This is a genomic window from Tsuneonella mangrovi, assembly GCF_002269345.1.
GTDB lineage: Bacteria > Pseudomonadota > Alphaproteobacteria > Sphingomonadales > Sphingomonadaceae > Tsuneonella > Tsuneonella mangrovi.
Genome location: NZ_CP022889.1, coordinates 1,238,092 through 1,254,128, shown reverse-complemented (window position 1 = coordinate 1,254,128; position 16,037 = coordinate 1,238,092). Strand labels below are relative to the sequence as shown.

The window sequence follows — 16,037 nt, the reverse complement described above, 5'->3', positions numbered from 1 at the left end:
CGGCGGCAAAGCCGCCACACGACCTCAATCGCGCAGCGGACCAGCGCGGACCGGCTCTCCAAAATCCGGCAGGCCCCTGTCATCGTATGTGAAGTGCTGCACCCGTGTATGGCGGTTCGGGTCGTAAAGCGGATCGCCTACGATATCCTTGTAACTGCGTGCATGATAGACAAGCAGATCTCGCCCGCAGGTGTCCTTGGTAAAACTGTTGTGGCCTGGTCCGAAAACACAGTGATCGGGCGCGCTCTTGAAAACCGGTTCAATTGATTTGGTCCAGCTGGCTGCATCCATCAGGTCCGAACCCGCATCGGCCCAAAGCATTCCCATCGCATAACGGGCATCGGTAGCGCTGGCCGAATAGGTCAATACAACCTTGTCCCCGTGCGCATGGAATGCGGGACCCTCGTTGACTTTGAAGCCCTGGATTTCCCATTCGAGCGTCGGGATGGAAAGGCGCACCGGGGTCGCGGCAAAAGTCGTAGGTGTCGCCAGCGGCGCGAGATAGAGGTTTGAATTGGTCTTGATGCCGGGTTCTTGCTGTGCCCAGCAGAGGTAGTCCGTGCCGCGATGGTTGAAGCTTGTCGCATCGAGAGTGAAGGTGTCCCACTCGGTCTCAACTTGACCGAGAACGCTCCAGTTTCCGGTCATCGGATCGTCACTATCGCAGACGAGAACATAGACGCGGACGTGAAATACCTCGTCGCTGTCACCGGCACCGAAATAAATGAGCCAGCGGCCGCGGATCCGATGAATTTCCGGAGCCCAGATATACCCTCCCATGCGACCCTTCGCCGGTCGTTGCCACAGCACCCGCTCGGTCGCGTTGGATAGCCCCGCCACGCTGCGTGCGCTGCGCAAGATCACACGATCGTATTCGGGCACCGATGCCGTGAAGTAGTAATCTCCGCTTTCGGACAGCAAGACCCACGGATCGGCGCGCTGGAAGACCAGCGGATTTATGGCCTGCTGCATTTTGCAGTCTTCGGCGGCCAAACTGCGGCTAGGGACAGCCAGCATCCCGGCCCCAGCCACAGATGCATGCAGGAATCCACGTCGATCCATGTCAGTCTCTCCTCTTGTATGAGTGCAAGTCTTCCAGCACCGGCCAACCTTGGGCATCCCACACAATCTTTGCGATGCGCAGGGTCGATTGGCCTCTGCGGTCCGCGTCGTAGGCGTGATATACGAGCAGTTCGGCCCCATCCCGGTCCTTGAAGTAGCCTGCATGGCCGGGCCCGCGAAAGCGCGAGTCCTTATCCGCCTGAAGTATGATCGTCCCGCCGCCGTCGAGCATGGGGACGCCTTGCTCATCGACATACGGGCCGGTGACCGCTTCCGAGCGCCCGACAGCAAGTTTGTAGGTGCTTTTCACGCCGCGACAGCAATTGTCGAACGAGGCGATGAGATAGTGATACTTCCCGTGCGCAATGACTAGCGCTGCCTCGATCGCATGGCCGTGCGCTGCGTCTCGACCTGCGATTGAAATCGGGCTGGCATCGGACCTTGGTTTGCCTGTTGCCGGATCGAGCTCGATAATCTTGAGGCCGCTCCAGAAACTGCCGAAGGCAAGCCATTGGCGTCCATTGCTGTCTACGACCAGGTTGGGGTCGATCGCATTGAAATTATCGTGGTCACTGCTCGAAAGCACTGGCCCGTCGTCGCGCCAGCCGTAGTGCGGCGACTTGGGATCAAGGCTCGCCGAACTGGCAAGGCCGATGACCGAATTGCGCGTACCGAACCGGGAAACCGCGTAATAGAGCCGATATCTCCCACCAACACGGGTAATGTCGGGCGCCCACATGCCGCGCGCATCAGGCACGGCCTCCCTGGCCCAGTCGGGAAGGTTCGCCAACGGACTGGGCAAGCGCTGCCAATGCGCCAGATCGTTGGACTTCCAGGCTACCAGGGGGCCGTGTCCCCCTCTCGTCGTTGAATAGACGTAGTAGGTGTTGCCCTCGCGGATCATTACCGGGTCGTGCACAGACACGTATTCGTGTGGGAGAGCCGAGCCGGTGTTGACAGTCGGCTGAACAATCTCCCCGGAAGCACTCGCCGCCACGCTCGCACAGGCCAGCGAAGCGACGAGAAGTGCTTTCGGGACCAGAGACACTGACATTGACTAGCGGATTTCAAGCATAACGATTGACTTCGGCGGGAGCGTCAACGTGAGTTTTTCGCCTTTGATACGTGCACCGTTGAACGGGGCCGGCACGACGGCGTCCGGATTGTCGAAAGTGTTGTGCGCGTCTATTTTGGAAGCGGTCAGGATGCGGCCGCTTACCGACCTTCCGCTCACTCCTTCGAGCGTGATTGACACTGGTTCCGACTTGTTCGGATCGACATTGGTCAGACCAACACGCAACACTCCGTCGGTGCCCTTGACCGCACTCGCGCTGACATCATTGAGTGACCATTCGTTCTTTGAATAGGTGCGCGTCTGAATTTCGACGGGATAGACGACACCATCCTGGTATCCCTTGTACATGTCGAACACATAGTAGGTCGGCGTCCGCACCATCTTGGCCCCGTCGGTGAACATCATCGCCTGTAGCACGTTGACCATCTGGGCGATGTTGGCGCCTCGCAAGCGAGCCGTGTGCTTGGCAAAGATATCGAAGTTGAGGCTCGCTACCAGAGCATCACGCAGCGAATTCTGCTGGCGCAAGAAACCCGGGTGGGTGCCGGGGTCCTGATCGTACCAGGTACCCCATTCATCAAGCAGCAGCGCAACCCGCTTGTTCGGGTCATACTTATCCATGATCGCCGAGTGATCGGAGATGATCTTGTCGACGCGTTCAGTCTTGGCAAGCGTGCGGGCCCACTGGTCTTCATCGAAGCCGATCGCTGAGCCCTTGTGACCCCAGTCGTACGGGATCGTGTAGTAGTGCACACCGATGGCATCGAACGAATTGCCGGCCATTTTCATCATCACGTCGGTCCAGTTGGTATCGTCGGCATTCGCGCCGCTCGCGACCTTTGTCAGGTGCTCGCCGGCAGGAACCTTGACGAAGGTGCTGTAGCGGCGGGTGAGATCGGCGGCATATTCGGGCCGCATGTTTCCGCCGCAACCCCACAGTTCGTTGCCGAGGCCGAACATTGTAAGGTTCCAGGGCTTGTCGCGCCCATTCGCGGCGCGTTCCTTGGCGAGGCTCGATCCGATCGGCGCGGTCATGTACTCGACCCATTCCGCCATTTCGTAGGGCGGTGCGCTGCCGAGATTGCCCGAAACATAGGGTTCCGCACCGACCAACTCGGCAAAATTCATGAACTCATGAGTGCCGAAGGCATTGTCCTCGGTCACGTAGCCCCAATGAGTGTTGATCTTTACCTTGCGTTTGGCCGGATCGCCGATCGCCTCACGCCAGTGATATTCGTCTGCGAAGCAACCACCTGGCCAGCGGATTACCGGAACATGGATCTCCTTCAGGGCGTCCACGACATCCTTGCGATAGCCGTCGATGTTCGGGATTTTGCTGTCCTTGCCGACCCAGATACCATCCTCGATGCCCGTGCCGAGGTGCTCGGCGAACTGGCCGAACAGTCGTTTGTTGTAGACCGGCGCCGGATGGTCCGCCTCAACGGTAACCGTGGTCTGCGCCGCCAGCGGCGCCGCGGTCACCAGTGCCAAAGCTGTGGCAAGCTGCTTGAACATCATTCACTCTCCGTTTCGCGCGCTGGGCGCGCTTTTGCAGGGGTTGTGCCCGACCCACTGAACGGGGACAGGCTGAAGCTGATTTTTGTCGGTGTTGCTGTCGTGCGATACTGTTCCAGCGGCCAACCGAAGTCGCTCCACTGGGTGTCACCACCCACGCCCCACTGAACCGAATCGACAAGTAGCGAGCCGTTGCCGTGCGGAACTACGTCGGTCGATTTCCAGGTCCCCGGCGGACGCCGGAAGAGGTCTTCGTAAGGAAACGCAAGAGCATTCATCATCAGTGGCCGGTCGCCTACAATCCGCACGCCGCGCCCATTTCCGCCAACTTCCATCCAGCGCACGTCGACCTTGTTGCCGGTTTCCTGCGGGCGGATGTAGTCGTGATTCTGGTCAGCGATTGCACCGCGCCACAATCCGATTGCTGCCGACGTCTTGCGGTCGACGTAGCTCTCATGCGGCCCCCTGCCGTACCATTCGACGGTGCTGTAATCCTCCGGCATCGAGAACGAGAGGCCGACGCGATAGGGCGGAGGCAGGTCCTTCGAGATCGGCTCGAGTTGGCCGTTCACCTTGACCGATCCGTCGCCCATCATCGTGTAACTGGTCGTGAAGCGCGCTTGCCCTTCGCCAAGTTGATAGACCACCGAAATCGAGGCAGCATGATCGAGCTTCTTTGTCGTGATTGCGGATACGGTGCGTTTGGAACTGAGTTCCTTCCAGATCGCGAAATTCCGTGCCGTACCGACGCCCAGATCATTGTCGGTCACGGCTCGCCAGAAATTGGGCGCCCCTCCAATGAGCAAGGACTTGCCTTGTGCGGTGTAGGATCCGACCAAGCCGGTATTGCTGTCGATCGACAATTGCGTATCGCCTGCCGACAAAGTGATCGCCGTTTTGGACTGGTCTACTTTAACCGTGCCCGGGGACGTCGGTGTTGCCTGTTCCTTTGGCGACTGGACCAGAAACTGCTCCCAGCCAGTTATGGTCCCGCCTTGCACCAAGGGGACCGCGCCCGCCTTGGCCCGGGCTCGAATGGTCACGAAATACTCCGAGCCCGGTTTGCGAGCGTAGCGGGCAAAGGGGATCTCCATTGTTCCTTCGCTGCGCGCTGCCAAGCTGCTTGCCGGTAGCGAACCACCGGCAACAGGTACGCCATCCTCTTCAAGTTCCCATTCGAAATCCCAACCTGAAAGGTCGCGAAAATCGTGATGGTTGATAACAGTTACCTTGCCAGTCGTCGGGTCGAAGTCCGCAAAGGCGATCGGTGAATAGACCTTGTGCACTTCGTAGAGAGCCGGGTTCGGTGTGCGATCGGACTGGAGCAGCCCATCGCCGAATTCGATGTCCTGATCACCGCTCGGGTTGTGCCCGTAGATGCTTCCATCACCCCAGTAGCGTCGGCCATCCTTGGTATAGGCATAGATCGACTGGTCGACCCAATCCCAAATAAATCCGCCCTGAAGCTTGTCAGGATGGGCGTAGATCGTGTCCCAGTAATCCTTCAGGTCGCCGCCCGAATTACCCATCATGTGGGCGTATTCGCACATGATCACCGGCTGCTTGAATGTCCAGTTGGTTGCGTAGTCACTTAGGGCCTTCACGCCGTCGTACATCGGCGCATAGATGTCCGCGTACCAGTTGGGACGGTGGTCCTGATAATCACCCCACGTTCCCCAGCCCAAATAGCTTATTAAGCGGCCGGGATCGCGCGCCTTGGCGGCCATTGCCGCCTTCTCGAACGCCGGACCGATGCCGGCTTCATTGCCGAGTGACCAGAAGATGACCGAGGGATGGTTCTTGTCCCGCTCGACCATGTTGGTCACGCGGCTGATATGTGCGTCATACCAGGCCGGGTCGAATCCGATCTGCCAATGCGCGCGCTCATCGGGATGCCGATTGGCAAAATCCATGTAACCGTGGCTCTCGATGTTGGCTTCATCGAGCACGTAGAGCCCGTATTTGTCAGCGAGTTCGTATATGTACGGGTCGTTGGGATAGTGCGAGGTGCGCAGAGCATTGATGTTGTTCTGCTTCATCAAGGCAATGTCATGTTCCATCGTGGCGCGGGAAACGACGTGGAACGTCTCAGGATCGTGCTCGTGTCGGTTCACCCCGCGGATGGTGATCGGTTTGCCATTTACAGAGACCAGTCCGTCGCGGATTTCCACGGTGCGGAAACCGATCCGGCGTGCGGTCGACTGTAGCAACTTGCCATTGGCATCCACCAGCTCTGTAACCAACGTGTAAAGGTTTGGCGTTTCTGCGGTCCATTGGCGAACATTTGGGATCGCTGCCTTCAAAGTGACGGTGCGGTCTGTTCTGCTCGCTCCAAGCCTGGCAACGCGGGAGAGTAGTTCGCGATCACCATCGAACAGCGTCATGCGCACTTGAGCAGCATTCCCGCCTCGCACTTTCAAGTCGACGCTCAGCTGGCCATTACGATAAGCCTCGTCGAGCCCTGCGTGGACGAAAGTGTCCTCAATCCGTTCTTGGGGCACGGCATAGAGATAAACCGAGCGTTCGATTCCGGAGACTCGCCAGAAATCTTGGTCCTCGAGATAGCTTCCATCGGACCACCGGAAGACCTGAATCGCTACCGTATTCTGGCCAGGCTGCAGAAAGGAGGTGACATCGAACTCGCTGGGAAGCTTCGAATCTTGCGAATAGCCGACCTTCTTTCCGTTGACCCAGACATAGTAGGCCGACTTGGCCGCGCCGACGTGCAGGATCACGTCGCTGCCTTGCCAGCCAGCAGGAATGGTTACATCGCGGCGGTACGAGCCGACAGGGTCGATATCGTGCGGGATCAGCGGCCGGTTAGCCGGGAAGGGATAGTGGATATTGTTGTAAAGCGCCTGCCCGTATCCCTGGGCTTGCCAATCGGATGGTACCGGAATGTCTTTCCAGTGCGAAACATCATAGCCTGGCTTCTCGAAGCCGTTTGGCAGCTGGTTCACGTTGGGCGAGAAGTGGAATTTCCACAATCCGTCAAGAGGCACGTAGCGATTTGACGCTCCCAGATCGTTGCGCAGCGCAAGCGTCCGGCTCTCGAACGGAAAGCCGGTGGCGTGAGCGGGAAGCTTGTTGCGCGCGAAGACTGCGGGATTTTCCCAATCGGGCCGCAACGGGTCGACCTGTACCGGATCGATGCGCGGATCGTCGGACGCCGCCAATGCAGCGCAAACAGGCAATGCAGCAACAATTCCCAGAGCCGCGAGCCTTGCAAGCACCGCCATTTCCCCATCCCTCAATCAGCCTTTGACTTGTTTGTCAGACAATATAGGATGCTAATCGAAAATCAAGAGCGGAGATTCAGGTTGCAATGCCGAACTCTGCTATGGAAAAGGGCGGGAGATGCCATGAATATGCAAGGGGGACCGCTGTTGGCCAACGGTAAGACAAAACGAGAGCCATCGCATATCAAGATCTCCCGGGCGCTCGGTATTTCAATCGTAACGGGCGAGCATAAGCCTGGCAGCGTGCTGCCGGGTGAAATAGAGATCGCCGAAACATTCGGCGTTTCACGCAGTGTCGTTCGCGAAGCCTTGCGCATGCTCTCGGCACGTGGTCTGATCGAAAGTAAGCCGAAAATCGGAACGAGGGTCAGGGCGCGCGAGGCATGGAACCTGCTTGACCCGATATTGCTGGAGTGGATGTTCGAGGGCGCACCGCCCAAGCAGTTCGTCAGGAGTCTGTTCGAACTGCGCCTAATTGTGGAACCCGCAGCGGCCGAGCTCGCCGCGAATAAAAAAACCTCCCGCCAGTTGGCCACGATGGGCCACGCGCTTGAGGAAATGGCGCGTCACACGCTTGCTACCCCAGAAGGACAGCTCGCGGATCAGGAATTCCACGCGGCAATCCTCGAGGCGACCGACAACGAACTGCTGGTAAGCCTGTCCGCCAGTATCGGCGCGGCGGTCCGCTGGACGACCTACTTCAAATATCGAGGCAATCGAAAGCCGCGCAATCCGATCGAGGAACATCGCGCGCTTTTCGACGCGATTGCAGAAGGCGACGGGGCCAAAGCGCGATCGGTGACGATCGATCTGATCACGCAGGCCGAACAAGATACGCACGCTCTTCTCGAAGCGTGATCAACAAGCTCGGGACCAGTCGATTTCGGAGGCAGTCATGCGTTCAAGGGCTATAACTCTGGGACTTCTGCTGCCGCTAGGCTTCCTGTCGGCTTGCGCGACACCCAATGCCCCGCAAGTGACATCTTGGGGCAAAGCTGGCGTCTCATACGCCAATTATCGCACCGATGCGGTCCACTGCGCTACGATTGGTGCGAAGGCCGATATGTCCGGCCAGACAGCGTACAAGGATACACTGCGGGGTGTCGAGCAGCAGGACACCATCTTACAGGACCAGCAGGCTCTCGATCCGCTCACGGATTACGTGATGATCCAGCGCAGGAATTTCCATGTCAACATCCCGGAACTCCAGCAATATCTGGTCTCGGTTATGACCCGCTGCCTCGTGTCACGCGGATATAGCGAGTTTGCCTTGACGCCTGACCAGGCAGCCGGTCTCGCCAAGATGAAGAAGGGCACAGAGGAACGCTTCCACTACCTCTATGAACTGGCGACCGATCCAGACATCGTTTCCAACCAGGCGGTCAGGGAAGATTCCGCCAAATCCTGACGAAGCCATAGGATTAGTGGCTGTCGCGCGGGATTCCCTTTGTCTGCGCTATCCGCTGGTATTTTTCTGCGCCCTCAAGGATCGCGCCGAATGACATTTGTCCTACAACACTGCGCTGGATTTCCTGCCACGGTGTTTGGCTTTCCGGGTAGGCGTAGCCGCCAGCTGCCTCCAGTTCCTTGCGCCGAGCCTGCAGTTCCTCGTCCGGCACGAGCATATTGGCGCTCCGCTTACGCAAGTCGATCCGCACCCGGTCGCCGGTGCGCAGGAGTGCAAGCCCACCCATCGCGGCAGCTTCCGGACTGGCGTTGAGGATCGAAGGGCTGCCGCTCGTCCCTGACTGCCGGCCATCGCCTACACACGGCAAGGCGCGAATGCCTTCCTCGAGCAAGTATGCGGGCGGACGCATATTAACGACTTCGGCAGACCCGGGATAGCCGATCGGCCCAGCGCCCCGGATAAACAGGATGGTCTCTGCCGTAATCCCTGTCGATTTGTCGTCGATCTTTGCGTGATATTCTTCGGGCCCATCGAACACTACCGCGGGCCCTTCGAACGCACCGGGGTCGTCAGGATCGGAGAGGTAACGCTCGCGGAAATCCTTCGAGATTACGCAGGTTTTCATGATCGCGGAATCGAACAGGTTCCCCGACAGGACTATGAAACCGGCATTTTCGAGCAGCGGATCGTTGAATGGGCGGATCACCCGCTCGTCCTCGATCGCGACATCCCGGCAGTTGTCGCCGATCGACTTGCCATTAACGGTTGTGGCACCTTCGTGGATTAGGCCCTTACCCATCAGCTGCGCGACAACTGCGGGAACTCCGCCGGCCCGGTAATAGTCTTCACCAAGAAATTCGCCAGCGGGCTGGAGATTGACTAGCAAGGGAATTTCGTGGCCCAGCCGCTCCCATTCATTGATCGGCAGATCGACGCCGATATGGCGAGCGATTGCGGCCAGATGGATCGGCGCGTTGGTCGAACCGCCAATCGCGGAATTGACCCGGATAGCATTCTCGAATGCTTCCCGAGTCAGAACATCCGAAGGCTTGAGATCTTCCGCCACCATTTCGACAATGCGCTTGCCTGAGAGGTAGGCGCATTCCTGGCGGTCGCGATAAGGAGCTGGAATCGCTGCGGAACCCGGCAAGCTCATCCCGAGCGCCTCGGTCAGCGAATTCATTGTCGTCGCTGTACCCATCGTATTGCAATATCCAGTCGATGGGGCCGAACTGGCAACGAGCTTGATGAATTCCTTGTAGTCGATCTCGCCCGACGCGAGCATTTCCCGTGCGCGCCAGACGATAGTTCCGGATCCCGTTCGCTGGCCCTTGAAATACCCGTTCAGCATTGGGCCAACCGAGAGCGCAATCGCCGGAATATTCACGGTCGCAGCAGCCATCAAAGCGGCGGGAGTAGTCTTGTCGCAACCAATCGTGAGCACCACGCCGTCAAGCGGATAGCCGTAGAGCACTTCTACAATGCCAAGGTATGCAAGATTGCGATCGAGTCCGGCGGTTGGGCGTTTGCCCGTCTCCTGGATTGGATGGACGGGGAATTCGATCGCAATACCGCCAGCTTCCCGAATGCCTTCGCGCACTCTTTCCGCCAAGACGAGGTGGTGCCGGTTGCACGGGCTGAGGTCGCTTCCCGTTTGAGCGATCCCGATGATCGGCTTGCCGCTTTGGAGCTCCTCGAGCGAAAGCCCGAAGTTCATGTAACGCTCAAGATACAGCGCGGTCATGTCGGCATTGGCTGGATTATCGAACCAGGCCCGGCTTCGCAGGGATTTGGCGGAAGGTTTATCGCTCATCGCGTATGCTTTCAGTCCTGCGTCGAGACGCGGTAAATAATCGTTCGGTGGTAGGTTTGTCCCGGATCGAGTTCAGCCGATCCGAAGTTTGGTTGGTTCGGGGTGTCCGGGAACAATTGCGCTTCCAAAGCGACTGCATCGCCCATCCGGTAGACCACGTTGCCCTTGCCGAGCAGCGTGCCGTCGAGAAAGTTACCCGAATAGAATTGCAGACCCGGAGCCGTCGTCAGCACTTCGAGCACCCTCCCGGACTGGGCGTGTTCGAGGCGGGCGGCGAGTTCAGGTTTGTCGGTGTGGCCCTTGTCGAGGACGAAGTTGTGGTCCCATCCATGGGCCAGGACGATCTGCTCATCGCTCCCGTCGCGCACGCCATCGTAAAGCATCCGGCCGTTCCGGAAATCGAACACCGTGCCATCGACAGCGCGCAATTCCCCAGTCGGGATAAGTTTGTCATTGATCGGCGTGTATCGGCTCGCGGGGATCGTCAGCTTCTCGTCGTAGGTGCCGTACGGCCATCCGTTGCCGCCGAGGTTGAATAGCGCGTGGTTGGTCAGGTTTACGATTGTCGGTTGGTCGGTCGTCGCCGAGTATTGCATCGTCAACGATCCGCTGTCGTCGAGCGTATAAACCACTGTAACGTCCAGATTGCCGGGATATCCCTGATCGCCGTCGGGGCTGCGCAAGGTCATCGTTGCGCTGACAGTGCCGTCCGGGTTGGTTTTGACGCTTGCGAGCTTCCAGTTGCGCTTGTCGAAACCTTCCTTGCCGCCATGCAGCGAATTGGTCCCGTCGTTCTGCGTCAGTTGGTAGGTCTTGCCATCCAGCTTGAACGAACCGTTTGCAATTCGATTCGCATAGCGTCCGATGGTCTGGCCCCAGTAGTTGGGGGCATCGATGTACGAAGAGACTTTGTCATATCCAACGGTGATGTCCGCAACGTGGCCATTCTTGTCGGGTACGTTGAATGCCTGGATCGTCGCACCAAGGGTAATGAGCACGACGCTCACTCCATTGTTTCCGGTCAGTTTGACCTCTTTCACGGCCTCACCATTCGGCATCTTGCCGAAGTCCGAAGTTGTTGCGGTTGCTGCTTGAACCGGGTTGGAAAGAGCCAGCAAAGCCAGCGGGGCGATACCCCGGATCAAGCCGATGGAGCTATTTGTCATATTACCTCTTCCCGATTCTCTAAGCGTTTTCACCGTTGACCGGCAGCGCGAAACACATATAGTCAGACATATAAAAATTTGGCAATGGCCAATTTTGCAAGGCTCGGATTCGACCGGGCATTCGGGAGTCAAGGATATGGCAGGCCCTTCGGTCACCTCTAGCGTTTCGGCAACCAGCGGATCGTCCTCCGGTGGAAACTATGGCAGAGCGCTCGCTTTGCTGGCGAGCCTCTTCTTCATGTGGGGCTTCATCAGCGTTATCAACGGAACGCTTCTGCCCCATCTGCGCAGCGTTTTCGAACTGACCTACTTCCAGACCGGGCTCATCGAATCGGTCTGGTTTATTGGGTACCTGCTTGCGTCGATCCCGGCAGCAAAACTGATCGAGCGTATCGGCTATCAGCGGGCGCTAACTGCCGGGCTCGCGGTAATGACCCTTGGATCGCTTGGCATGGTGCTTGCCGCCTATGTTATTTCCTATGCGATAACAGTTGCATCGCTGTTTGTCGTCTCATGCGGCATCGCGCTCCTGCAGGTTGCGGCGAATCCATACGTCGCCGTGATCGGGCCGCCTGAGAGCTCCGAACGCCGCCTGACGCTGGTGCAGGCGTTCAACACTACGGGCGACGTGCTGGCCATCTTGTTCGGCAAGTATCTGATCCTTGCGCGTACGACTGCCGGAACCACGGCACATGGCACCGAGCTTACTCATGCACAGCGCATGGCCGATGCCCACGCAACCGAGTTGCCTTACCTCATCGTTGCCGCTGTGCTTGCTGTGCTGGCGATCATGATTGCCCGCGCGACCCTCCCGACTCTCGGGGCAGCGACCCGGCGTGCCAACGCCGAAGTGCGAGCAGGCCTCTCTCTGTGGACCCATCGCAACCTTGTCTTCGGATGCATCGGGATTGCGTTGTGCGTGCTCGCGGAGATCGGCGTAGGAAGCTACTTCATCAATTTCGTTTCGCAGCCTGACATCGCCAACCTGACTCAGGAAAATGCGGCATCATACCTGACGCTGTTCTGGGGTGGGATGATGGTCGGTCGCTTCGCGGGCGCGGCTCTCATGCAAAAGATCGCACCGGAACGTGTTTTGGCAATGTTCGCCATGATCGCAATTGCCGGATCTTTGACCGCGGTATTCGCTTCCGGCCCAATGGCTATGTACGGCCTGATCACGGTCGGCCTGGGAATTTCGCTCATGTTCCCCGCAATATTCGCGTTGGCGATCCGCGGGCTCGGGCCGCTGACCGAGGAGGGCTCCGGTCTGCTGATCATGTCGATTGCAGGAGGCGCGCTTGCTTCCCTTCAAGGCAAAGTCGGTGATACCTATGGACTGCAGTGGGGTTTCCTAGTCACCACTTGCTGCGCACTTTACGTGCTTTGGTATGCTCTGGTCGGATCGAAGCCGACCAACGCCTTGCCCGACGTAAAGCTCTCGGAAGAAGACACCCCGGCTGAGTGACCATGCTCGTTAATCGTCGGCAATGGCTGATCGGAACCAGTGCTGTGGCTCTTGCGGGCCCGGCACTGGCCGGCCTGCCAAGGCTGAAGGCGGGAAAGGTAGGTTCCGCACCATTGAGCGCGGTGTCGCTCCAGCCATCCATTTACGCGGACGCATTGCATGCCAACCGCGTCTATCTGGCTTCGCTCGAGCCCGAGCGATTCTTGCACAACTTCTATCTCTCGGCTGGCTTGCCAGCACCGAAGCCCGTCTATGGCGGCTGGGAGGCGCTGGGAATTGCCGGGCACTCGCTCGGCCATTGGTTGAGTGCGGTGTCGTTCACGATTGCCAACACTGGAGACAGCGGACTTGCCAGCAAGCTCGACTTTGCGCTTGCCGAAATGGCACGTATCCAGGCGGCGCACGGCGATGGCTATTGTGGCGGGACGACGGTCGAACGTGACGGCAAGACGGTCGACGGCAAGATCGTGTTCGAGGAAATTCGGGCCGGTAAGATTTGGTCCGGAGGCTTCGACCTGAATGGCGGCTGGGTCCCTCTATACACTTGGCACAAGATTCACGCCGGGCTTATCGATGCGCACCGCTTTGCTGGCAATCCGCGGGCAATGCCGATCCTTCTCGGAGTGGCTGGCTACATGGCGGGCGTGCTCGAACCGCTCGATGACCAGCAGATGCAGAAGGTGCTCCAAGCGGAACACGGCGGTTTGAACGAATCTTATGCCGAAACCTATGCCCTTACCGGCAATCCGCGTTGGCTGCGGATGGCAGAGAAGATTTATCATCGCGCTGTGCTCGACCCGCTGGAGGCCGAAGAAGACAGGCTCGACGGCCTTCACGCTAATACACAGATTCCCAAAATCATCGGTCTGGCCCGGATCCGCGAACTTACGGGCGAACCCAAGAAGGGCGTGGCGGCAGAGTTCTTCCATCATGCAGTGGTCGACCATCACAGCTACGTGATCGGAGGTAATTCGGACCGAGAGCATTTCGGCCCGCCCGATAAGCTTGCGCACCGAATTACGGAAACCACTTGCGAAGGCTGCAACAGCTACAACATGCTCAAGCTTACGCGGCATCTGTTCAGCTGGCAGCCCGATGCGCGACTGTTCGATTTCTACGAGCGGACACACCTCAACCACATCATGGCGCAGCAGCGCCCGGATACCGGCCAGTTCGTCTACTTCATGCCGCTCGCAGCTGGCGCGCGCCGCAGCTACTCGACTGCCGAAGACAGTTTCTGGTGCTGCGTGGGCACGGGCATGGAAAGCCATTCCAAGCATGCCGATTCGATTTTCTGGCACGATGGAGAGGCGCTGCTGGTCAATCTCTACATCCCTGCGCGGCTCGACTGGGCGGAACAGGGATTCGCTCTAGCGCTCGACACGGGCATGCCGTTCGCTGGAGATGTCGCGATAAGCGTGGAGCGTGCGCCGCGCGGCTCCTCAACTATAGCGCTGCGCCTGCCTGGCTGGGCGGCGGCGCCGCGAATCGCGATCAACGGCAAGCCGGCCTCCTGGATCAACGAGCGCGGCTATGCTAAAATCACCCGGCATTGGCGACGCGGCGACAAGATCACGATGAACCTGCCAATGGCGTTGGCGAGTCACGCGACACCAGATGATAGTTCGCTGCAAGCGTACACTTACGGGCCGATAGTACTCGCCGCAGATATGGGAGCGGCCGACACGACGTTCGACGATATCGGCCCTGCACTCTTTGAGGCTCATCCACCACATCGGGCAGAAGATACGGCCCGAGAGGCGACTTTTACTGCCACGACGACGCTTGGCGAAAATCTCAACCTTCATCCATATTTTGCACAATACGATCGGCGTACAGCAGTATATTTCCCGCACTATTCGGCGGCAGGCTGGAGCGAAGCGAAGGCATCATACTTGCAAGCTCAGGCAGCTCATCGCGACATTGCCCGACGCACAGCCGACGTTATCTACCTGGGCGAAATGCAACCCGAACGGGATCATGCGTTCAAAACGTCTGATGCACCCACGATCCAACTTCATGGCCGATCTGCCCGCAAGCTCAAGGCGGGCCAAAGTATCGATGTCACTCTGGCGCGGCGGGCCGGCCCGGCACTGTTACAGATCGTGTATTGGGGCTGGGATGCCGATAGCAGCCTGGACATTTCCATCGATGGCGAGTTGGTGGCGCGGGAAGACCGCAAGAACAGGCACCAGGACCATTTCGTCACAATCGACTATCCGCTGCCAGACGATGTCGGTGGAACGAAGAAGACCGCGAATATCCGGCTTGACGGGCTCATCGGAGATACCGACGTCTACGAAATTCGCATGATGGAAGCGCCTACCGAGGCGGCCTCGGTCAGTTGACCGAGGTCGCTACGTTGGCTGGCTGAATGCACAGCCCGGGCACATCGACCTTAAATGCGAACAAGCTGCCAGCTTCGGGCTGCCCCGCGAGTTCTTCCTCACTCAATCCCGCACGCGCCGTGGTCGCGTACGCAGTCGTAAGGTCCTTTCCTCCCAGCGCGATCTTGGTCACGTTGGAAGCCGGAAGCTTCACTTCCTGAAGAACTGTTCCGTCGGGCGAATAGAGTCTGGCGCGCCAGCCGCCCCATAGTCCGACCCAGACGTTGCCGCGCGAATCGACGATGCAGCCATCGGGATGGCCATCAGCAGGATCAATCCGGGCAAACTCACGATTCTCTAACACTTTGCCCGCTTCATCGAGGGTCGCGACATTGATGACCCCACCCGCCGTGTCGACGTGATAGAGTTTCCTGCCATCGGGGCTCAGGGCCGGCCCGTTGGTGATGCAGACTGGTTCGAGGTCGACCGGACGGACCGACTTGCCGTTCCAGCGGTAGAACCGCCCGGAATCGTTTTCTTCTCCGTCATCCATGGAGCCGAACCAGATCGTTCCGTCGGGCCCGACGGTGGCATCGTTGAGTCGGTTGCTTGGCTGTTCTGGCTCGACTTCGGCAAACACTTCGAAACTACCGTCATTCGGATCGAATCGCGCCAACCCTTGTTGTAACCCAGCAATCAGCGTCCCGTCAGCCGCAGGCAATACCCAGCCGATCTGACCGGGAGCGTCCCACGACCGGACCGCTTTGGCGCACGGGTCAAAGCGGTGGATTTTGCGCTGCTTGATGTCAACGAACCACAACTGGTTGCGCTGGGTATCCCACACCGGACCTTCGCCAAGTGTCGCTGCGCCTTCCCAAACATTCCATACCTGCGTCATCGCAGATGCCTCCCTGTGGGTTGCGAAAGCACGCTTCCGCCCATATATACACCCTATTGTCTGACTAAT

General features: G+C 58.7%; 11 protein-coding genes. 4 read left to right on the top strand and 7 right to left on the bottom strand.

Annotation, left to right across the window (positions count from 1 at the left end; all coding sequences use genetic code 11):
- Nucleotides 1-24: 24 nt before the first annotated feature.
- The 4 genes from CJO11_RS06170 to CJO11_RS06155 all read right to left on the bottom strand — a co-directional run bounded on the left by CJO11_RS06170 (nt 25) and on the right by CJO11_RS06155 (nt 6,891).
- Nucleotides 25-972, bottom strand: coding sequence for a glycoside hydrolase family 43 protein (locus CJO11_RS06170; RefSeq protein ID WP_240504590.1), 948 nt, complete (start codon nt 970-972; stop codon nt 25-27).
- Between the two features lie 91 nt (nt 973-1,063).
- Nucleotides 1,064-2,110 (bottom strand): arabinan endo-1,5-alpha-L-arabinosidase, encoded by a 1,047-nt coding sequence (locus tag CJO11_RS06165; protein WP_240504589.1) that lies wholly within the window; start codon nt 2,108-2,110, stop codon nt 1,064-1,066.
- Between the two features lie 9 nt (nt 2,111-2,119).
- Complete coding sequence (locus CJO11_RS06160) at nt 2,120-3,655, bottom strand: alpha-N-arabinofuranosidase (RefSeq protein WP_095011925.1); 1,536 nt, start codon at nt 3,653-3,655, stop codon at nt 2,120-2,122.
- Nucleotides 3,652-6,891, bottom strand: coding sequence for a glycoside hydrolase family 2 TIM barrel-domain containing protein (locus CJO11_RS06155; protein WP_095011924.1), 3,240 nt, complete (start codon nt 6,889-6,891; stop codon nt 3,652-3,654). Before CJO11_RS06155 ends, CJO11_RS06160 begins: the two co-directional genes overlap by 4 nt.
- A 147-nt stretch (nt 6,892-7,038) precedes the next feature.
- On the opposite strand from CJO11_RS06155, the gene CJO11_RS06150 reads away from it, so the two are divergent.
- Both CJO11_RS06150 and CJO11_RS06145 read left to right on the top strand, forming a co-directional pair.
- Nucleotides 7,039-7,749, top strand: a complete 711-nt coding sequence (locus tag CJO11_RS06150) for a FadR/GntR family transcriptional regulator (protein ID WP_240504588.1) — start codon at nt 7,039-7,041, stop codon at nt 7,747-7,749.
- Nucleotides 7,750-7,786: 37 nt separating this feature from the next.
- On the top strand, nt 7,787-8,299 hold the full coding sequence (locus CJO11_RS06145; RefSeq protein WP_150124984.1) for a hypothetical protein: 513 nt from the start codon (nt 7,787-7,789) through the stop codon (nt 8,297-8,299).
- Between the two features lie 13 nt (nt 8,300-8,312).
- On the opposite strand, the gene CJO11_RS06140 is transcribed toward CJO11_RS06145, so the two are convergent.
- A complete protein-coding gene (locus CJO11_RS06140) occupies nt 8,313-10,112 on the bottom strand; it encodes an IlvD/Edd family dehydratase (protein WP_095011922.1) in 1,800 nt (599 codons plus the stop codon).
- Nucleotides 10,113-10,123: 11 nt separating this feature from the next.
- Complete coding sequence (locus CJO11_RS06135) at nt 10,124-11,278, bottom strand: aldose epimerase family protein (RefSeq protein WP_095011921.1); 1,155 nt, start codon at nt 11,276-11,278, stop codon at nt 10,124-10,126.
- A 136-nt stretch (nt 11,279-11,414) separates the two neighbouring features.
- Here CJO11_RS06135 and CJO11_RS06130 point away from each other — a divergent pair, with 136 nt between their 5' ends.
- Both CJO11_RS06130 and CJO11_RS06125 read left to right on the top strand, forming a co-directional pair.
- Nucleotides 11,415-12,743, top strand: coding sequence for a sugar MFS transporter (locus CJO11_RS06130; protein ID WP_095013247.1), 1,329 nt, complete (start codon nt 11,415-11,417; stop codon nt 12,741-12,743).
- 2 nt (nt 12,744-12,745) lie between these two features.
- Entirely contained in the window at nt 12,746-15,091 is a 2,346-nt protein-coding gene (locus tag CJO11_RS06125) for a glycoside hydrolase family 127 protein (RefSeq protein ID WP_095011920.1), read from the top strand.
- On the opposite strand, the gene CJO11_RS06120 is transcribed toward CJO11_RS06125, so the two are convergent.
- On the bottom strand, nt 15,084-15,968 hold the full coding sequence (locus tag CJO11_RS06120; protein WP_095011919.1) for an SMP-30/gluconolactonase/LRE family protein: 885 nt from the start codon (nt 15,966-15,968) through the stop codon (nt 15,084-15,086). The genes CJO11_RS06125 and CJO11_RS06120 overlap by 8 nt on opposite strands.
- Nucleotides 15,969-16,037 lie beyond the last annotated feature (69 nt).